This window comes from Ruegeria profundi (assembly GCF_001507545.1).
Classification (GTDB): Bacteria; Pseudomonadota; Alphaproteobacteria; order Rhodobacterales; family Rhodobacteraceae; genus Ruegeria; species Ruegeria profundi.
This window is the reverse complement of the sequence record NZ_LQBP01000002.1, coordinates 453,440-473,078: the sequence shown is the minus strand read 5'-3', so window position 1 is coordinate 473,078 and position 19,639 is coordinate 453,440. Positions and strand designations below refer to the sequence as shown.

At 56.1% G+C, this 19,639-nt stretch carries 16 protein-coding genes and 2 pseudogenes; 8 read left to right on the top strand and 10 right to left on the bottom strand.

Translation table 11 applies throughout. The features are described 5' to 3' along the window. From AVO44_RS05650 to AVO44_RS05635, 4 genes are all read right to left on the bottom strand, one after another. Nucleotides 1-831: a carbohydrate ABC transporter permease gene (locus tag AVO44_RS05650; protein ID WP_068333782.1), complete on the bottom strand. Its 831-nt coding sequence runs from the start codon at nucleotides 829-831 to the stop codon at nucleotides 1-3. A 12-nt stretch (nucleotides 832-843) separates the two neighbouring features. After that, complete coding sequence (locus tag AVO44_RS05645) at nucleotides 844-1,710, bottom strand: carbohydrate ABC transporter permease (RefSeq protein ID WP_068333780.1); 867 nt, start codon at nucleotides 1,708-1,710, stop codon at nucleotides 844-846. A 107-nt stretch (nucleotides 1,711-1,817) separates the two neighbouring features. Next, the gene (locus tag AVO44_RS05640; protein ID WP_068333777.1) at nucleotides 1,818-3,122 is read right to left on the bottom strand and encodes an ABC transporter substrate-binding protein; all 1,305 of its coding nucleotides are present in this window, start codon (nucleotides 3,120-3,122) and stop codon (nucleotides 1,818-1,820) included. Nucleotides 3,123-3,216: 94 nt separating this feature from the next. Then, nucleotides 3,217-4,242 (bottom strand): LacI family DNA-binding transcriptional regulator, encoded by a 1,026-nt coding sequence (locus tag AVO44_RS05635; protein WP_068334069.1) that lies wholly within the window; start codon nucleotides 4,240-4,242, stop codon nucleotides 3,217-3,219. Between the two features lie 537 nt (nucleotides 4,243-4,779). Between AVO44_RS05635 and AVO44_RS05625 the strand changes: the two genes are divergently transcribed. Together AVO44_RS05625 and AVO44_RS05620 are read left to right on the top strand one after the other, a co-directional pair. After that, nucleotides 4,780-5,637, top strand: a complete 858-nt coding sequence (locus tag AVO44_RS05625; protein ID WP_068333771.1) for a hypothetical protein — start codon at nucleotides 4,780-4,782, stop codon at nucleotides 5,635-5,637. Then, a complete protein-coding gene (locus tag AVO44_RS05620; RefSeq protein WP_068333768.1) occupies nucleotides 5,634-6,398 on the top strand; it encodes a hypothetical protein in 765 nt (254 codons plus the stop codon). Before AVO44_RS05625 ends, AVO44_RS05620 begins: the two co-directional genes overlap by 4 nt. 167 nt (nucleotides 6,399-6,565) lie before the next feature. Here the strand turns inward: AVO44_RS05620 and AVO44_RS05615 are convergent, their stop codons facing one another. From AVO44_RS05615 to AVO44_RS05605, 3 genes are read right to left on the bottom strand one after another with little or no spacing between them, the layout of a single operon-like run. After that, nucleotides 6,566-7,582: an ABC transporter substrate-binding protein gene (locus AVO44_RS05615; RefSeq protein ID WP_068333765.1), complete on the bottom strand. Its 1,017-nt coding sequence runs from the start codon at nucleotides 7,580-7,582 to the stop codon at nucleotides 6,566-6,568. Beyond that, nucleotides 7,552-8,928, bottom strand: a complete 1,377-nt coding sequence (locus AVO44_RS05610; RefSeq protein ID WP_068333763.1) for a sensor histidine kinase — start codon at nucleotides 8,926-8,928, stop codon at nucleotides 7,552-7,554. The genes AVO44_RS05615 and AVO44_RS05610 overlap by 31 nt, the downstream gene beginning before the upstream one ends. Next, complete coding sequence (locus AVO44_RS05605; protein WP_068333759.1) at nucleotides 8,925-9,590, bottom strand: response regulator transcription factor; 666 nt, start codon at nucleotides 9,588-9,590, stop codon at nucleotides 8,925-8,927. Before AVO44_RS05605 ends, AVO44_RS05610 begins: the two co-directional genes overlap by 4 nt. A 122-nt stretch (nucleotides 9,591-9,712) precedes the next feature. Here AVO44_RS05605 and AVO44_RS05600 point away from each other — a divergent pair, with 122 nt between their 5' ends. The 5 genes from AVO44_RS05600 to AVO44_RS05580 all read left to right on the top strand — a co-directional run bounded on the left by AVO44_RS05600 (nucleotide 9,713) and on the right by AVO44_RS05580 (nucleotide 14,766). Further along, nucleotides 9,713-10,687 carry a tripartite tricarboxylate transporter substrate binding protein gene (locus tag AVO44_RS05600; protein ID WP_068333757.1) on the top strand — a complete coding sequence of 325 codons (975 nt, stop codon included), beginning with the start codon at nucleotides 9,713-9,715 and terminating at the stop codon, nucleotides 10,685-10,687. A 67-nt stretch (nucleotides 10,688-10,754) separates the two neighbouring features. Then, complete coding sequence (locus tag AVO44_RS05595) at nucleotides 10,755-11,237, top strand: tripartite tricarboxylate transporter TctB family protein (protein WP_068333754.1); 483 nt, start codon at nucleotides 10,755-10,757, stop codon at nucleotides 11,235-11,237. 11 nt (nucleotides 11,238-11,248) lie between these two features. Further along, nucleotides 11,249-12,763 (top strand): tripartite tricarboxylate transporter permease, encoded by a 1,515-nt coding sequence (locus AVO44_RS05590; RefSeq protein ID WP_068333751.1) that lies wholly within the window; start codon nucleotides 11,249-11,251, stop codon nucleotides 12,761-12,763. Nucleotides 12,764-12,817: 54 nt separating this feature from the next. Beyond that, nucleotides 12,818-14,002, top strand: coding sequence for a CaiB/BaiF CoA transferase family protein (locus tag AVO44_RS05585; RefSeq protein ID WP_068333748.1), 1,185 nt, complete (start codon nucleotides 12,818-12,820; stop codon nucleotides 14,000-14,002). After that, a complete protein-coding gene (locus AVO44_RS05580; RefSeq protein WP_068333745.1) occupies nucleotides 13,999-14,766 on the top strand; it encodes a citryl-CoA lyase in 768 nt (255 codons plus the stop codon). Before AVO44_RS05585 ends, AVO44_RS05580 begins: the two co-directional genes overlap by 4 nt. A 767-nt stretch (nucleotides 14,767-15,533) precedes the next feature. On the opposite strand, the pseudogene AVO44_RS05575 reads toward AVO44_RS05580, so the two are convergent. The 3 genes and pseudogenes from AVO44_RS05575 to AVO44_RS05565 all read right to left on the bottom strand — a co-directional run. After that, nucleotides 15,534-15,962 (bottom strand): annotated as a pseudogene (locus AVO44_RS05575) (GntR family transcriptional regulator); the annotation flags it as partial. A gap of 374 nt (nucleotides 15,963-16,336) precedes the next feature. Next, entirely contained in the window at nucleotides 16,337-17,494 is a 1,158-nt protein-coding gene (gene argE, locus AVO44_RS05570; protein ID WP_068333740.1) for an acetylornithine deacetylase, read from the bottom strand. 3 nt (nucleotides 17,495-17,497) lie between these two features. After that, entirely contained in the window at nucleotides 17,498-18,682 is a 1,185-nt protein-coding gene (locus AVO44_RS05565) for a M24 family metallopeptidase (RefSeq protein WP_068333737.1), read from the bottom strand. A gap of 404 nt (nucleotides 18,683-19,086) precedes the next feature. On the opposite strand from AVO44_RS05565, the pseudogene AVO44_RS05555 reads away from it, so the two are divergent. Then, a pseudogene (locus AVO44_RS05555) lies at nucleotides 19,087-19,326 on the top strand (transposase); the annotation flags it as partial. Nucleotides 19,327-19,639 lie beyond the last annotated feature (313 nt).

Genomic DNA, 19,639 nt, shown 5'->3' with positions numbered 1-19,639 from the left:
TTATTTCACAGCGCCGAAGGTCAGGCCGCGGACAAGTTGTTTCTGGCTGAACCAGCCAAGGATCAGGATCGGCGCAATCGCCATGGTCGAGGCCGCGCTGAGCTTGGCAAAGAACAGGCCTTCTGGGCTGGAATAGCTGGCGATGAAGGCCGTTAGCGGTGCAGCATCCACGGCTGTCAAGTTGAGCGTCCAGAATGCTTCGTTCCAGGCCAGAATGAAGTTCAACAGCACGGTCGAGGCGATGCCGGGAATGGCCATGGGTGTCAGGACATAAAGGATTTCCTCTTTCAACGTCGCACCGTCCATCCGCGCGGCTTCCAGAATTTCACCCGGAATCTCGCGGAAATAGGTGTAGAGCATCCAAACGATGATCGGCAGGTTGATGAGCATCAGCACGACGACCAGCCCTCCGCGCGTGTCCAGCAGGCCCAGTCGGATGAACAACAGGTAAATCGGGTATAGAACACCGACCGCAGGCAACATCTTGGTGGACAGCATCCATAGCAGGATGTCCTTGGTTCGCTTGGATGGCACGAATGCCATCGCCCATGCGGCGGGGACGGCGATGATAACGCCGAGAATAGTCGAACCCCCGGCTATGATGACCGAATTCCATAGGAACCGCATATAGTCGGACCGTTCCTGCACAATGGCGTAGTTTTCCAACGTCCAGTTGAAGTTCAGGAACAGCGGCGGGCTGGCGATCGCCTGCGCCTCGGTCTTGAAGCTGGTCAGGATGGTCCAGAGTATCGGGAAAAAGATCAGCAAACCAACGGCCCAAGCGAGGGCGGTATTCAGCGATTTGCGGCGGGTTGTGACTGCGCGGGCCATTGTCTTACCTCCTCACGCGTCCAGGTTCTTGCCGACGATGCGCATCAGGAAGATGGCGACAATATTGGCTAAGATGATTGCGTAGACACCTCCTGCGGATCCGAGGCCAACGTTCTGGCTTTCCAGCACGCGCTGGAAGATCAGGTAGGTGAGCGTACGGGTGCCGAATGCGCCGCCGGTGGTCACGAAGATCTCTGCGAAGATCGACAAAAGGAAGATCGTCTGGATCAGGATCACAATGGTAATCGCGCGGCTCAGATGCGGCAGGATGATGTGGTAGAAACGCTTTAGGACTGGCGCGCCGTCCATTTCGGCGGCTTCCAGCTGTTCACTGTCCAGCGATTGGATCGCGGTCAGCAGGATTAACGTTGCGAAAGGCAGCCACTGCCACGAGACGATCATGATGATCGAGGTCATTGACGCCTCAGAAAGCCATGAAATCGGCTCAGCCCCGAAAAGGCGCCACAGATGGGCCAGCAGGCCGTTGACCGGGTCCATGAACATGTTCTTCCAAACCAGCGCAGACACGGTGGGCATGACGAAGAATGGTGCGATCACGAGGATGCGAACAACGCCTTGCCCCCACATTGGTTGATCCAGCAGCATTGCCAGCAGCACGCCCAGAATGACCGTGATTACCAGAACCCCGCCAACGATCACCAGCGTCGCCTGAACTGCGGGCCAAAAGGAACTTGAGGAAACGAACCGGACGTAGTTGTCGAAGCCGACCCAGCCCAGATCACCTCCGCGCAGTGGCAGGTATTTCTTGAACGAAAAGTACAGCGTCATCGTCAGCGGCACGAGCATCCAGCCAAGCAGCAGGACCACTGCGGGTGCCATCATCAGGCGAGCAACGGATCGGGAATGTTGAGTTGCCATGACGCAAACCCTCTCTGTTCAGGCATAACTCAGCCTGCGAGAAAAACGCGAGTTGTGGAAGGGTTGAGCGGGGGGCAGATCGCTGCCCGCCCGCCGGGGAGGATGCCTCAGTAGCCTGCGGCTTCCATTTCTTCAGCGGTGAAAGCCTGCGCTTTGGCAAGGGCTTCATCCACCGTTTGCTGTCCGGCATACACCGCCGAGAATTCCTGGCTCACCTGTGTGGCTATGCCTGCGAATTCGGGGATCGCGACGAACTGGATTCCGGTATAAGGCGTCGGCTGGGCGCAGCAGTTCTGCGGATCAGCCATCAGGATTGATTCCAGCGTCATCTTGGCGAAGGGGACTTCCTTGTAGTTCGGGTTCTCATAAAGCGAGGTCCGCGCCCCCGGAGGCACATTGGCCCAACCTTCGTTTTCGGCCACCAGTTCGATGTAGTCTTTCGAGGTGGCCCATTCGATGAACTGCTTCGCGGCATCCTCTTGTTGCGTACCGGCTGGGATCGCCAGTGCCCAGGCCCAAAGCCAGTTGGCGCGCTTGTCGACGCCTTCCGAGTTTGGCGCCAAGGCAAAGCCCACCTTGTCAGCCACGGTTGAATCGTCGGGGTTTGTCACAAATGACGCCGCAACGGTCGCGTCGATCCACATACCGCATTTGCCCTGTTGAAACAGCGACAGGTTTTCGTTGAAACCGTTGGTGGCATAGCCCGCCGGACCGGATTCACTCATCATATCTACGAAGAAGGTCAGCGCCTCTTTCCATTCGGGCTGATCGAACTGGGGTTTCCAATCTTCGTCAAACCAGCGTGCGCCAAAGGAGTTTCCGGTCACGGTGATGAAGGCACCGCCCTCACCCCAGCCCGCCTTGCCGCGCAGGCAGATGCCGTTGATGTCATTGTCGCGGTCTGTCATGGCCGCAGCGGCTTCGCGGACGAATTGCCAGGTCGGCGCCTCGGGCATTTCCAGACCTGCTGCCTCCATCAGGTCGGTACGATACATGATCATCGAGCTTTCGCCGTAGAACGGCGCGGCATACAGCGTGCCCTCGTGGCTAAGGCCACCCGCCATCGCGGGCAGGATGTCGTCCACGTCATATTCAGCCGACATGCCATCAAGCGGAACAAGCCAGCCGTTCGCGCCCCAGATCGGGGTTTCGTACATGCCGATGGTCATGATGTCGAACTGACCACCCTTGGTCGTGATGTCGGTGGTTACGCGCTGACGCAGCACGTTTTCCTCAAGTGTCACCCACTCGACATCGATACCCGTCGCTTCGGTGAATTTGTCGGTATAGCCCTGCATCCGGATCATGTCGCCGTTGTTTACGGTGGCGATGGTGATGGATTGCGCGTGGGCTGCTGCCGTGGCGACGAAAGTCATTGCAGTCGCCGCACGAAGTGCGTGCTTCAGATACATCCCTGTCCTCCCTGAGCTTGGATGTCGTGCTGTTAGCCTAGGGTGTAAATTATCGCGCAGTCAATAAAAACTTTACGCGCGTTAAAAAAAGGAGTTATGCGGAGTCCCTTAAAACGAGCCTTGCTGGGAACAGCGTCTCGGTTCGAGACTCAAATTTCCCACCATTTTCAATAAGTTCAAATAGGGTTTCGACACTTCGCCCGGCGACGTTGTCATAGTCATGCGCAGCCGTCGTCAACGAAGGGCATGTAAATTTTGCGAACGGATGATCGTCATTCGAGGCGACGCGCAGCGTACAATCTTCTTTCCGACCGACCCGAATCCCTTGTTCGAAACAGGCAGCAAGAAAGCCAATGGCAAGCCGGTCATTGCTGCACAAAACGGAATCCGTTCTCAGAGCACGCTCCTCCAATACTTTCAGCGCACCCTTGTGCCCGATCTCTTCAAACGCCCAACCTTTGCCGTCTACCTTGATGATGTGTGGCTCAAACCCCAGGCGCTCCATCACTTCAACATAGGCCTTCCTGCGTTTGTTGGCGTTCGGGTTCGCAGGCGTACGCATTTCAAAGAATGATGGGGGCTCGCCCGTCCGGGTCATGTATTCCACGGTCTGCGACACAAAGCTGAAATTGTCGGATCCGATGAATGCAGCCCCCAGACCCTCAATGTTGCTGTCAAACAAGACAGTGGGAACATTGGCACAGAATTTTTCTATCGCTGAGCGGTCCGAAATCCGGCCTAATGGGGCCAAAAGAACCCCTGCGGGCTTCATAGATTGCAAACCATCCAATATTTCACTTTCCAGCTTTTGTTCGCCATGAGAGCTGAACAAGGATGGGCGATACCCAGCAGCAATACAGCTCTGCTCCAGATAGCGCGCAATTTCGGCAAAGAACGGATCGGCCAGATAGGGAACCACGATGCCGATATTCTTGGTCAGTTTCCGGTTCTGGTTCACAGCATAGATGTTCGGACGGTAATCAAACCGTTCAAGAGCTTCTTCTATGCGGGCTTTTGTCGTTGGGCGGACGCTGTCGGGATCCTGGAAGTATTTAGACACCGTGGGTCGCGATATACCGCTGAGGGCTGCGAATTCTTCCATATTCTTTATCTTGGTCATACCAATCTGCCTGCCGATCATGGCTATCTTGCTCTTTTCGTACTTTTACATAATCTTTGCGCGCGTCAAGAAAATCAATGGCCCGAATGGTTCGGCATGTTTTTGGACAAGGAGCTTGAGTGTGTCTCGACCGCGGGAACATCACAGGCAACCGCAGGATACAACGTCACCTCATTTTTCAGTACCGTTTGCATGCCGGCATCCAAGGAATTTGAGCGTCGTCTTTTTACAAAAGACCCGCGATTTCCACGCTATACCAAGTGGTTTTCGACAAAAAACCGATACTCACTGCAGGCCTAAATTCCCTTGCGGATTCACCGAAAAATTCGTTGATCTTGGCGCAGTCAGTCCAGCCTCAGCGTATCGCTGCCAATACTGCACTATGGCGTTTTCCCGCTCTGACAGAAATTGCACCATCAACATATTCATTTTCGTGATTGCCATCTTAATGCGTTGCGGTAACCTCCGTCAGGTCTGACGCATTCTGAAAAGTAGGGCCATACTGCCATTTCTAGTCTGAGAATATGGAGACGTCGCATGACATCCGGTTTAAAGATTCACGCGATCTTACTTGGCACTCTTTTTGCCGTTATGCCCGGATGCGGCGGCAATGCTCAGGATCGAGCAAGCAAAGCAGGGGCTTTAGGACATAGTGAAGCTGCAGATGCTTCGGCTACGCAAGTCGCCGCGGTAGATTCGAGCACCTACGCTGGCCGCATACAGGTCAAATTGGATTCAAGCATCTCTCTTCGCGACACCCCTGTTTCGATCCCTGTTTATGCCGGACTTCAGGAAGCTGGTCCAACACGGCTGCGCCTTAGGGCACTTGTGGACCTTCGCGATTTGCAATTGAAGGCACCGGACATCCTGACAGGGCCACTGGAAGAAAGCTGCAACCGTCAGATATACTTGGAGGTAAGTGACATTGCTGCCCAAGGTGACAATGTGCGGGTCGAAGGGGCGACACGCGCGCAGTTTTCAAGATGTAACCGCAATGAAGAACCGGGGCTAAGATATTTTGGAGTAACCGTAGATGTGGTGGCTGTTGGCAAGGCAGAAGTAAGAGACCAATGCCTGTATTTCACACTTGATGGACTCGATCTCGATCCTCGTGGGCTCATCGGAGGTGCCGCCAACATCTTTGGCATTACAAACCGTATCAAAACTGCCGTCCTTGAAAAAGCCGGGGAGGTACTGGCTGCGAACCCCATATGCCCCCCATTGCCTGAAAGCTTCTCGGTGCTTGATCCTAATTATGAAAGCGGCGGGACGCGCGAAATTGAGCCCGGTGGAATGGGAGGCGCCATAGTTGGCTCAGTCGATGTAAGTGCAGAAACTCTTGTAAAGCTGCTTGCCGGTTTGCAGGAACGTGGAGTGTTGGAGTTTGCGGAATGAAACTCTGGGTTTTTGTGATAAGTCTGACGATTTGTTGTCTTGCTGCACGCACGTCCGGAGCACAACAGGTTGACTTCGTTTTCGATGAAATTCTTGAGGCGGGTGATCTGGAACTGCCTTACAAACTCAACTTGGGTCTGAGCGCCACGGCACCTACCCGCGTCGGGGTAGATGCGCTGCTGGATCTGAGGGAAGTGCAAAAGATCATCCCTGAGCGGTTGGCGGATAATGCGCTTGTCGACGGCTGTGGAATGCAAGTGACGCTTAATGACCTCTCTATCCTTGCTGATGAGGACACCATCTCGCTTGACAGCCTTTTGGGGATAACGCGTTTCGACTGCGGCCGCATAAGCAGGCAGGATTTTAGGCGCGGCGATGAGTTGGGAAGCTTCTCGGCGCAATTATCCACCGTTGTGTCTGTCGAATTGCGCGACAACTGTGCCTACTTGAAGTTACCCGATCTGACCTTGAGCGGTCCGGAGTCAACCAAAGACAGGTTGTTGCAGGAGAATACTTTGTCCGAAGTGAAAAACTTTCTTCTCGCGGCGATAGATCTCGTCTTGAGTGAAACACCTCTTTGCCCGGAATTGCCCGCAGAACTTGCCTCTCTCGATCCCATCTATGAAAAGGGAGGTCCGCGAGAAATCGGAGATGGTGGCCTCGGCGTTTTGCTAAGCGGCTCTATTGATGTCGCCCCGTCAACGATCATCGACATGTTGCTGGTACTGCAGCGAGAAAAAGTCATACCTGCGCCACCATGAAAGCTCTAGCTGGCGCAAATTGGCAACCGGCACCAACCAGAATACAAACCGTTTTCTTCGTAGTCCTCTCCGAAACGTGCGAAGGTCCTTCACCTTACCCGCAGGGAGCGCCTTTTCGATCTTTGCAAGTCCGGCATCTGCAACAGAGCCGCCGAAACACATTGCTGCTAATTTTGCACAATGGCATTTTCCCACTCTGACAGAAATGCACGTTTCTTGAGTTGATCTAAGTAAACCAAAAGGCCGGGGCCAATTCGGATGCGGTTAAGGGCAACTTCGATCTGGTTCAGGTTGAGCGCCGGGTGGGTCAAAAGCTTAAACTCACTGCCGTGCGATCGTATCATCAAGTGATCCACGAACAGGCCTGCCAATTCAGAGGACTGGCTGTTGCGCGGGATCATTGCTGTTCGCAGCATGACAGTGGTGAAATCAGAGGGCAGAATGATCGCGAAATCATCGCGGTCTTCGCGGTTGAACGCATAGCTTGCCAGAACATTGTAGGCGATAAGCAATTCGCCGGTCTTCACCGCTTCGATCATATCAGAAGAACAGCAATATAACTGCGCCTCGAGCGCGCCCATCACCTCGGTCAGGCGCCAGTACGTCTCAGACGCACGGGTGTCCTGGGTCGCAAATAAATAGCCTAGGCCGGACTGCCGCACGTCATAGGTGCCGACCCGGCCGCGGAAAACGTCTGGATGTTGCCTCAGCAGGTTGATGAGATCATGGCGGTCGCGTGGAATGGGCAGATTCCCCAGCCCAGATTTGGAAACCACGATCGCAGCTGGTTCCTGGGTGAAGGCAAACAGCATGTCGTTCCAGACGGCCCAATCCGGAAGTGCATCGATTGATCTGATCTCGTATCGTTGAACCCAGCCATCATTGGCCAGCTTCGTCTGCAGATCCATTGCGCTGGAGATTGCGATGTCGAACGCCGCGCCTTCTTCGACAATTGCCTTTTGCAACTCGGTCGAGCTGACGACGGTATAGTCGATGGCAGTTCCCGGCTGCGCCGCGAGGAAAGATGCGATCATAGGCTCGAAAAACCGGATATCGGCGGTAGAGACGATTTTGAGCACCGTTTGGCTATCGCTTGGGCCGAAGCGCGCGAAGTCTTCGGTCTCGAAGGCAGTGGCCCATCCGGCTGTGAAGATCAGGACAATGTAAAGAGCAAACTGACGCATGCGCCGCCTCCGGTGTTGTTGCCGATCTGCATTTTGCCGCCATGAGCTTCGACAACCTCTTTCACGATAGTCAGGCCAAGCCCGGACCCAACGATATTCTGCGCGTTTGCGCCACGCGAGAAACGTTCAGTGAGGTGATCCAGCTCCGCTTCGGGAAAACCGAGCCCCGTATCGGTAATGGAAATACTGGCGGCCCCTTCCCGTTGGGTGAGGCTGACTGTAATTTGCGCCCCCGAAGGCGCATATTTCACCGCGTTATCGAGAAGGTTATGAAGCGCGTTTTGCAGTAGGATCGGGTCTCCGTCGATTATGATGTCCTCAGTGCCTGTCGCGTCGATGTCGATGTCCTTCAGGTCGGACACAGGGCGCAGGCGTTCAACGGTGTCATGAACCATGCGCAGCAGGCTGACTTCCTCGCGCAGCAAGTGATCCAGACGGAAGGTCACCATTGCATGGTCCAAAAGCTGACCTGCAGTTCGCGAACTGTCGTCGATTGCGTGGATCATCTCTTTGAGCGCAGCGCGGGTTTCGGGGTCATCCGATTTACGCTGAACAATTTCGGCTTTGGTCCGCACAACCGCCAGCGGGGTACGGACGCGATGGGCCGCTTCGGCTATGAAATCCTCGGACCGCATAAGGGAATGCTGCAATCGGCGCATCAAGGAATTCAGCGAGGTGACCAATGGAACCATCTCGGTCGGGACCGGCGCGGCGACGGGGCGCAAGTCCTTGGGACCCCTACGCGAAACCGAAGCTGTCAACCGGTCCAGCGGGCGGATCGTGCTTCGGGCGACTATGGTGGCCAACAGGACAGAGATTGCAAAGAACCCTGCTCCTATCCCCATGGATGTTCTCGAAATCCTGGCCAGTGCTTGTTTTTGTCCTGACAGCGTTTGCGCGACCGATACTTGAAGAAAGCTCTGACCAATGTCGGTCGACACGCGACGCTGGACCGAGGCAATCCGGACTTCTTCGCCGAGGAACTCAGCCGACAGAAACGCTGGCCCCCCGCCAGGCGTGCTTTCTGGGCTGGGTAAGTTCTGGTAACCGCTCAGGAATTCATCTCCCAGTTGAATGGCATAGAAAACGCGTTCATCCGAGATGCTGTCAAGCATCGACAGCGCAGAATAGGGAAGGTCGACATTTATCTGCCCGCCGCTAAAGCGGGCGCTGTCAAGGATCGAAAGCGCCGACGCGGCAAGCACATTGTCCTGGCTTTCCTGTGCGACCTGCCGCGCCACGGATTGCACCATGAAATACACCACCACAGCCAATACCGCTGCGCTGACCAACAAAGACAGCAAGAGCCTGCGGCGAATGGAGCCATGGGCAACCGGCGTGCTCATTCGGTTTCCAGCTTGTACCCGAGCCCGCGGATCGTGGTGATCCTTACGTTCGATTTTTGCAAGTGCCGTCTGAGCCGACCAACATAGACTTCAATCGCGTTTTCCGAGACCTCTTCGTCATACGAAAACAGCCGGTCAACCAAGGACGCTTTCGAAAACACCTGCCCGGGCGCGTTTGCGAGCACTTCGAAAAGACGCAACTCTCGGGTGCGCAACTGCACATCCTCATCGGGGAATTTCAGTGTACCCGAAAGCGAATCGAATTGCAGGTCGCCTAATGGCAACAGGTTCCGTGCTGCGCCACCGCGGCGTCGGAGCACGGCTCTGCAACGGGCCTCTAACTCGGAAAAATCAATTGGCTTGACCATGTAATCGTCGGCGCCAAGGTCCAAAAGACCGACCCGGTCTGCGACTTCGGACCGCGCCGTCAACACGATCACCGGGGTTTGGGATTCTTGCTTTCGATGCCGCGACAGAAAACCGCGGCCATCCCCATCGGGAAGCATAATATCCAGTAAAATCAGATCGTAACCGGTTGTCGCAACAAAATCATTCGCTGTTTCCAGATCGGCGGCATGATCGACGACGTGACCGTCAAGCACAAGCCGGTCAACCACCGCCCCTGCCAGTTGTACGTTGTCTTCGATCAATAAGAACCTCATTGCTCCCTTTTTACTCCATTTGCCACTTTTTTGACCCGTGTCAGCTTTGTGTCAGCTTCGCCCGTCAGCTTTCTGAGTCATGAGCGGTATGAGCCGCCAATGTCAAATGGGAGGACTAACACATGACATTCTCATTAGGCCGTCGTGCCATTCTTGCTGCCGCAGCGGCCTTTGCCATCACCGGGCCAGCGGCGGCCGAACCGGTGGTCGACAGCATCCACTTTCTGATCCCCGGCGGCGCTGGCGGCGGCTGGGACGGAACGGCCCGTGGAACAGGCGAAGCGCTGACCGGCGCTGGTCTGGTCGGCACCGCTTCTTACGAAAACATGTCGGGCGGAGGTGGCGGCAAGGCCATCGGCTATCTCATCGAGAACGCAGACAGCCAGCATGGCACGCTGATGGTCAACTCGACCCCTATCGTGATCCGCTCGTTGACAGGTGTGTTTCCGCACAACTTCCGTGACCTGACACTGGTTTCGGGCACCATCGGCGACTACGCCGCAATCGTTGTAAACAAGGACAGCCCGATCAATTCGATGAGCGATCTGCTTGCGGCCTTTGACGCCGACCCTTCGGGTACAGCAATTGGTGGTGGTTCGGTTCCGGGTGGTATGGATCACCTCGTGGCCGCCATGACGATGGAAGCCGCCGGGAAGGATGCGCTGGCCCTGAAATACATCCCCTACGATGCGGGCGGCAAAGCGATGGCCGCGCTGCTTTCGGGCGAGATCAAGGCCCTGTCCACCGGATTTTCCGAAGCCGTGGCACTGGCAGAAGCTGGTGAAGTCAAGATCATTGGTGTGACCTCGGACGAGCGCGTGGATGCCTATGCCGACGCCCCGACCATGAAAGAACAGGGCATCGACACAACTTTCGTCAACTGGCGTGGGTTCTTTGCCGCCCCGGGCCTGCCCGCGGAAAAGCTGGCCGCTTATCAGGAGGTCATCGCCAAAATGTATGACACTCCCGAATGGGAAGCCGTTCGTGCCCGCAACGGTTGGGTCAATATCCACAATTCGGGTGACGACTTTCAAACATTCCTGGAAGGTCAGGAACAGGTCATCGGCGACCTGATGAAGAAACTGGGCTTTCTCTAAAACCTAGTCACGCAACGCAGCCGGCCCATCACGGGGCCGGTTGTTTCTTATCCGAGGGAGGGGAAAGATGGCACTGGACCGCTGGGTCGCATTCGTCATTTTGTGCGCGGCCATGGCCTATGGCTACGCTGCATTTTTCACCATGGACGCGCTTTTGCCACCGTTTATGCAGCGCAATCCGATCTGGCCAAGCACCTTCCCCAAGGTTCTGGCTGTCCTTACCATCATCACGTGTCTGTTCATCCTTCTGGGGCTGGAAAAGTCCGAGGATGACGGCAAGGAACCGGACATTGATTATCGCCGTCTGGGTGATTATCACCTATCGCAGGCTTTGGGACTTCTGGCGCTGATGGTGGGTTATGCACTGGTTTTACGTCCAGCAGGGTTCCTGAGTGCGACTTTCCTGTTCCTTGTGCTCGGGTCTGTCACCCTGGGTGAGCGCAAGTTAATCGTCTTGTTGCCCGTCGCCGCTTTCGCCAGTTTCGTTGTCTGGTATCTGGTTGACGAAGTGCTGGGTATCTTCCTGCGCCCGTGGCCGTTTTTCCTGTAAGGAGTTGAAAGATGATTGAAGGACTCCTGATCGGTCTGAGCGCCGCATTTTCTATTCAAAACCTGCTTATGGTGGTCGCCGGTTGTCTGATCGGCACATTCATCGGCATGCTGCCGGGTCTCGGTCCGATGTCGATCATCGCGATCATGATCCCTGTCGCGATTACAATCGGTGATCCCTCTGCCGCAATAATCCTATTGGCCGGAGTTTACTATGGCGCCATCTTCGGTGGATCGACCTCGTCGATCCTTCTCAATGCCCCCGGCGTTGCAGGTACGGTAGCTTCCAGCTTTGACGGCTATCCGATGGCCCGAAAAGGGCAGGCTGGAAAGGCCCTGACCATCGCCGCGATCGCGTCTTTTGCAGGCGGCTCGATCGGGGCGCTGCTGTTGATGGTCTTTGCGCCGATGCTGTCGACCGTGGCGTTGCTGTTCCATTCGGCCGAATATTTCGCGCTTATGGTCGTGGGCCTATCGGCCATCGCCGCATTCGCCGGAACTGGAAACGTGGCCAAGGCAGTATTGATGACCCTTGTGGGGCTGATCATGGCCACGGTAGGCGAAGGCGCGCTGTTCAACATGCCGCGCTTCACAATGGGGCTGATGGACTTGCAGTCCGGTTTGAGCTTTATCACGTTGGCGATGGCCATGTTCGCGCTTCCCGAGGCACTTTTTCTGGTCCTAAACCCCGCTCGAAGCGCGCAAGGCTCCAGTGGCAAAATCGAAAACCTGCGTATCAGCCGCGAAGAGGGCCGCAAGATTGCCCCTGTCATCGGGCGCCAGTCGGTTCAGGGCTTTTTCATCGGGGTACTGCCGGGCGCAGGTGCCACAATTGCCTCGTTCCTGGGCTACGCAGTTGAGCGCAACATCGCCAGCAAGGAAGAGCAGGAAGAATTTGGCAAGGGTTCTATCAAAGGGCTGGCCGCGCCGGAAACTGCCAATAACGCCGCCTGTACCGGCTCGTTCGTGCCGCTGCTGACGCTGGGCATCCCTGGTTCTGGCACCACGGCGATCCTTTTGGGTGCGTTGATCGCTCTGAATGTCACACCGGGCCCGCGCCTGATGATCGATAACCCTCAAATCTTCTGGGCTGTGATCATCTCAATGTATATCGGGAACCTCGTGCTGTTGATCCTGAACCTGCCGTTGATCCCCTACATCGCCAAAGTCCTGGCCATCCCGCGCAACTACCTGATCCCATTCATCCTGTTCTTCACCCTGATGGGGAGCTATATCGGCCAGAACAACGCGACCGAGCTGCTCATACTGGTGGGCATGGGGATCGGTGCCACGGTTCTGAAATTCGCGGATTACCCTCTGGCACCCTTGTTGATCGGATTTATCCTTGGCGGAATGCTGGAAGACAACTTTGCACGCTCCATGCAGCTCTATGACGGGATCGGGTTCATCTTCAACCGCCCGATGACCCTGGGTCTGCTGGTGATCGCGGTGCTGCTGGTTGTCATTCCCAGCTATCGCGCGCGCCGCGCCAAAGCCCGCAAGGAGGGCGTTGCCGAAGGCGATTGATACCAAAACCGGAGACGCGCCACTTGTTTGTCAGCCCTTTGACGGAGGGGAAAGATGACCCAACCATTGCGTGGTACGCGGATTTTAGACCTGACCAATGTGCTGGCTGGCCCATATTGCTGTTATCATCTGGCTCTTATGGGCGCCGAGGTCATCAAAGTTGAACGGCCTGGCACCGGCGATCTGGCGCGGGTGCTGGGCGCAGACCCAATGCGCAACAAGGCCGGGATGGGGATCAGCTTTCTCGCACAGAACGCCGGTAAGAAATCCGTTACGCTGGACATGAAGTCTGACCGCGGCAAGGTGCTGTTCAAACAATTGCTGAAAACCGCCGACGTGCTGGTCGAAAACTTTCGCCCCGGCGTGATGGAGCGGCTTGGATTGGAATACGAAGTGCTACGCGCCGAGAACCCCAACCTGATCTACGCCGCCATTAGCGGTTTCGGGCAGCACGGACCACGCAAGAACGACCCGGCCTATGACCAGATCGTGCAGGGTATCAGCGGAGTGATGTCAATTACCGGTACGGCTGACACTGCACCGAACCGTGTTGGTTACCCTCTAGCGGACACGGTGGGTGGGCTGACAGCGGCCTTTGCCATTGCTTCAGCCCTTAACGCTAAGCCGCGTGGCACTTTCCTGGATATCTCAATGACCGAGGCGGTGATCTCCACGATGGGCTGGGTGGTTTCGAACTTCCTGATCGGGGGCGTAATTCCGGCTGCCCATGGCAATGAAAACACCACTTCGGCCCCCTCTGGCACTTTTGCCACCGCAGACAACCCCATCAACATCGCCGCCAATCGGGATGAACAATGGCAGGCATTGGCGCGATATTTGGGGCGCGACGATTTGCTGTCGCACCCTGACTACACAACGCGCGAAGACCGCAAGCGTAACCGGCACCGCCTGCGGGCCGAGTTGGAAGATGTCCTGCGCACCCGTCCTGCTGCTGAGTGGGTGCCAGAGTTGAATGCCATCAGCGTACCCGCCGGCCCGGTGCTCAGCGTGGCGGATGCTTTGGCGGATGAACAACTGGCGGGTCGTGGATTGGTTGGTGCCTTGCAAGTGGCGGGTGAGGAATTATGCCTGACAGGCAGCCCGGTTGTGGCCAATGGGTTCCGGCCCATGCCGCAAACGCCGCCGCCTGAACTGGGGGCCGACAACAACGCGATCTGGGCCGAGCTCGGACTGACCGAGCGCGAGATCAAAACACTTGAAGATGAGGGTATACTATGAGCGACGTTTCCGACTGGTGGCGTACTGCCATCATCGACATGGAGCCAGGTAAGATCCACCTGCGTGGCCACCCGATTCAAGACCTGATCGGAAATGTGACTTTTCCAGAAATGATCTGGTTGATGGTGCGCGGCGACCGTCCCACATCGGCACAAGCCCGGTTGTTCGAGGCGGCTTTGGTATCGGCAGTTGATCACGGCCCCCAAGCTCCTTCCATTGCCGCCGCGCGAATGGCTGTCACCTGTGGGCTGCCTCTTAACAACGCCATGGCCAGTGCTGTGAACATGCTTGGCGATGTGCATGGCGGGGCAGGCGAACAGGCCGTTGAATTGTACCACCACATCCAGGCGCACGCGGATGGCATCGACGCAGCGTTGGATAACTGGATTGAGCAGCGTGGCAAAATCATCCCTGGCTTTGGGCACAGGTTCCACACGCCGACCGATCCGCGCGCGCCGCGCCTGATGGAGTTGGTACGCGAGGCTGTTGGAAACGGAGCCTGCGAAGGTAACTATCTGCGCATTGCACAGGACGTTGAGACCGCTCTTTCAAAGCGCAAAGCCCGCCCGATCCCGATGAATATCGACGGTGCAACTGCGGTTATCTATGCAGAGCTTGGGTTTGCACCACCCCTTGCACGAGGGTTGTTCTGCCTGTCGCGTTCGGTTGGTATTCTGGCCCATGCGTGGGAACAGTGTCAGGAAGGCGGACGCAACAAAGGTCCAACGCCGCCCGGGTATCGTTGGACCTATATCGGCGACTAGGCTTTGCTTGTCGAAGGCAGGGAAATCGCAATTTAGTGTCTTGAACCGCCTTTAAGCAGCTGAATTTAAGGGCCTTGTTGCATAGTTTTGAGCAAGCCAAACGTTCTCAGCTTTGTTTCCTGGGTTAGTTGGCCAGCTCAGCGAATTGCTTGAAAGGACAGAGTCCGGGTATGAGCAGGTCCTTGCAGATCATACGTGCCACTTCGATCCTGTCGCCGCCGCGACGTCTTCGTCTGTCATACCAGACCGGTTCAATTCCAGGAAAGCGTCGTTGGGATGCTTCTGTTTAAATCTGGTCGTCGGTGGCATCGATAAATTCATCATCCGTCAGCTTCACGCGTCACTGGTTTCCTCCTCAGATCATCGCGCACATGGTGTGGCTCTATGTTCGCTTCAATTCGAGCCTGCGGGCATCTACACAGATGCAGTTGGTCAGCGGGAAATCGCCTCGGGTCTGGATCATCGGTCGCACGAAGGCCCCAGTAACCGGGTTGAAAACAGCCATCTTTCCTTCCGAAAGCGGGAACGGACGATGCAGGGCCATCGGTCTACAGGAGGTTTGCAGAGGCTTGTTTCCACCCATTCAGCCATTCAGAGTTGCTTCTGGTTCCCTGCGCGTCGCCGTTCAGCCGTAACAATCCGATATCACCGCCTCAAGGCATGTGACGTCTGGAATGCGGCCACTCAAACCGCTTGAAATCCGAGCATCCGTATTTCTTGAAGCGTCGGAATTAAACGCGACCACACCACAAAAGGATCGCCGTACTTCATAGCAATTGCCCCTGTCGCATGCGAGTGTAGCTGATCGAGATGTGAGCCCGCTGTATCAGTGCTGCGGCTTGCGTGTCGTCAATCTCGCGCAATGGTTCGGTGTTGGCGAGTTTCAGAAGCGTAAGGAAGAAGTCCAGTTTGAGCTGTGCAAATGCGCGAGGCTCGGGCGCGTCTTTCAAAGCCTTTGATCTGACAGACATGGCCCGGAATTCTACCATGAAAGCAGTGTCGGGCACTCGTGGTGAAAGAATGCTAGTCAGTTCCGCAAGTTCCATACGTAGTCGATAGGTCCGTTCCAACTCATCGATCTCGGAATCGGTTACGAAGGTGCCGACCCCTTGCACCGATATCAGTAACCCCTCGCCTTCAAGGCGCACCCGTACGCGCCTGAGTGGCGTGCGGGATACGTCGAACTCTTCGGCTAGCTCCGTTTCCGTCCGGCGCGTTCAAGGGGCCTAGTCCAGCAGGCAAATCCGGTTGCGGATTTCATGGTGCATGCGCTCGAACCGGTCGCGCGCCTTGAAATCGGAGTTGATTGGTTTGGGAATTTTCACAATGTCAGACCTTGGATTGCCGCACAATACAGACCCCTGCGAGACAGAGAACAAAGCCGAAGGCGATGTGCCAGGTGACGGGCTCTTTCAGGATCAACCAGGCCAGAGCGTATCGCCAGCACGGTCAACGGTTCGATATAATGCAAATCCAGCTCGGCAAAGCTTTAACCGCCCGCCCAGATCAGCACAGACAGAACCGGCACGCCCGTCCCGCACATTGAGGTCGCGCGCGACGAGGTCATCGGCTAAATTAGTTTCGCGGACAGCCGTCCGAGCATGTCGAGGCACTGGGCCATCTGATCTTCGGAGACGTATTCATCCGGTTTATGTGCCTGCTCGATTGAGCCAGGGCCGCAGACAACAACACTCATGCCCAAATCCTGGAAAATGCCCGCCTCGGTGCCGAAAGGCGCCACATCGGTTCCGTTGGCACCGGTCAGTTCCATCACCAGATCTCGGGCCTTGTTGTCATCCATAGGTTCCAGTCCGTCGACCTCGCCGATCACCTCGGTCTCGATAGCTGCATCGGGATGGACGGCCTGCATGGCCGGGATCAGTGTGTTGGCGCAGAACTTGTGCAGCTCGTCCTTGACGTAATCCGCATCGCTCTTCTGCACGGGCCTCATTTCCCATTCCACACGCGCCTTGCCGGGGATCACGTTATGGGCAACTCCCCCCACCAGCGCGCCGGTGTTTATCGTGGTCCAGGGCGGCTCGAACCGCGAATTGGCCGGTGCCCGCTGTTGCAAATCCATCTTCAATTCCAGCAGCCTCGAGACATAGCGCACCGCATATTCCACCGCATTCACACCGCGGTCGGGGCCAGAGCCATGCCCCTCAAGCCCGATGAAATGAGTGGTGTATTCATAACAGCCCTTGTGCCCTTCGATGATCCGCATTGAGGTGGGCTCACCGATGATCGCCACGGCGGGATTGATGTCCTTCTCGCGCAGCGTGTCGGCCAGCGCACGGGCACCGAAGCAGCCGACTTCCTCGTCATAGGTAAAAGCGAAATGCACCGGGCGCTGCAGATCAAGCTGCGCGTAATGTGGGGCCATGGCCACGGCAGCAGCGATAAAACCTTTCATATCGCAGGTGCCGCGCCCGTACCACTTGCCGTCGCGCTCCTCCATCTCGAACGGGTCAGAGGACCAGTCCTGATCAGTAACTGGCACAACATCGGAATGTCCCGACAGCACGATGCCGCCATCGCGCTTTGGTCCCAGCGTGGCAAAAAGATTGGCTTTGGTACCCGTCTCGTTATGCCATATCTCAACCTCAACCCCACAGGCGGATAGCCGATCCGCGAGGTGTTTGATCATGTCAAGATTGCTGTCTGACGACACAGTAGGAAAGCTGATCAGCTCCCCCAGCAGGATCTTGGTATCTTCAAGGACGCTCAAGGCTTAGTCCTTTACAAAGAGCTTACGCTCGACATTGCATAGGGCTTCGGCGGGACCGTTTTCGATGATAAGAATAGTTTCTGTTGTTTCCAGCCCCCAGCTATCCATCCACAGCGCCGGCATGAAATGGAACACCATCCCCGGTTGAAGAATGGTCTTGTCTTCGGTGCGGATCGATGCTGTCCGCTCGCCCCAATCCGGCGGATAGCTCAGGCCGATCGGATACCCCATGCGCCCCTCGCGTTCGATACCGTGACGGGCAAGAACATCCAGAAAGGCGTTCGCGATATCGCTGGTCCGGTTGCCAGCCCGTGCGGCTTCCAAACCTGCCGAGATCCCTTCGATCTGTGCCTGTTCGGCGTCCCGCATTTCCTGTGGCGGAGTGCCGAGATATACAGTGCGGCAAAGCGGAGCGTGATAGCGTCGATAGCATCCCGAAAGCTCGAAAAACGTTGCCTCGCCTTTCTTCATCGGCGCGCCATTCCATGTCAGGTGAGCGGCTGTGGCATCCAGCCCCGAGGGTGTCAAAGGGACTATGGCCGGGTAATCACCCCAATCATCCCCGACCCCGGTAATTCCGGCATGGAAAATATCTGCAACAAGATCATTCTTGCGTACTCCCGGCGCGGCGCGATCAATGGCCGTTTGGACGATTTTTTCAGATATCCGGGCCGCCTTCCGAATAAAGGCAATCTCTTCATCAGACTTGATCAGACGCTGCCAGTTTACCAATGCCGTCGCATCCACCAGCGTTGCGTCGGGCAATTCCTTACCCAATACGTCATGAGCTTTTGCAGAATAGTAATAGTTCTCCATCTCAACCCCTATCCGGGCCGCGTCCAACCCGAACGCGCGGATGTGGCCAGCCAAGTCCTGCATGGGATGGCGAATGGTTGATTGAACGTAGTGGTCCGCGTAGCCGCGGATATTGTCCTTGGACATCCAGCATGTGCGTAACCCGCCCAATGCATCCATATGGCGTCCCCACCAGATCGGCTCGCCTTCCATGCCCAGAATCACACCTTGATGCACATAAAAGGACCAGCCGTCATACCCGGTCAGCCAGGCCTGGTTTGAGGGATCGGTAACAAACAGCACGTCGATACCCGCCGCAGCCATCGCCTTGCGGGTCTTGGCGATCCGTCGGTCATATTCCGCTTTGCTGAAAGGGGCGTGTTCAATGGGCATGATATCCTCGAAAGTTGGAGCTGGCAAAACACCTGTTTTGGTCCCATTAACCAGCTTCTATACAAACAAGTACTTTTCGAACTCAGACGCACGATTGTTCGCAAGTTTGCCCATGTCAAACTGCAAAACACTTGTATGGTTTCACATTCTTGCAGATGATATGAATTTTTCCACATGATGTTGTGAACAAATGTAAAACCACTGAATGGGTCTGCGCGAACCTATGATCGCAGACGCATCGGGCTTCGTTGCGCAAATGGCGCGAGGGATTCCCTGTGTGAATCCAGCGTGGTAGCTGGCGGTCATGAGCAGATCGGCCCTTGCGAAGTACAAGACCAGGAACAGGCCTTCGTACAACACGGCGCTGAAGCAGCGCGGTTCCCTATCGATCTGGTTTGATCCCAAAAATTGCCAAGGTTATCGCTGATGGGGCTTATAACACGCACAAATGCCACAATGTGATTACCGCACGGGATGCCGCTGCAATCATCCCGCCGCGAAAAAATGCCAAACTTTGGAAGCCAACCACAGCAGGAGCTATCGCGCGAAACGAAGCTGTGCGGGCCGCAAAATACCAGGTCCTTATTGCCGTGCTCAATTGGTATACCAACCCTGGCATACCAGTCGCAGAGACCGTAGGTTAAGTCCCTCCGTGAAATCGGGAGTACACTCACAATCTGGCTTGTGTAACAAAGCTAACCCGAGGTGTGCGGACTGCTTTACACCACGAATTCCATTAAGACTTAGGACTAGAAAATCCGTTTCACCGTCCGAATCTGCGGTCACTCGCCAAGCGATGAGGCGGTGGCTTGGAGTGCGTCCCTTGGGTATTCACATCAAGTCTGGCCGCCTTTCAGGCGGTGCTGGAAACAGTGTTGGCGACCAAACTGGGGATTGGCAGCTAGATGACCTGCATTGTGACGCGCCAAGTCAAATCCGACCCCCGAATCTCTCTGG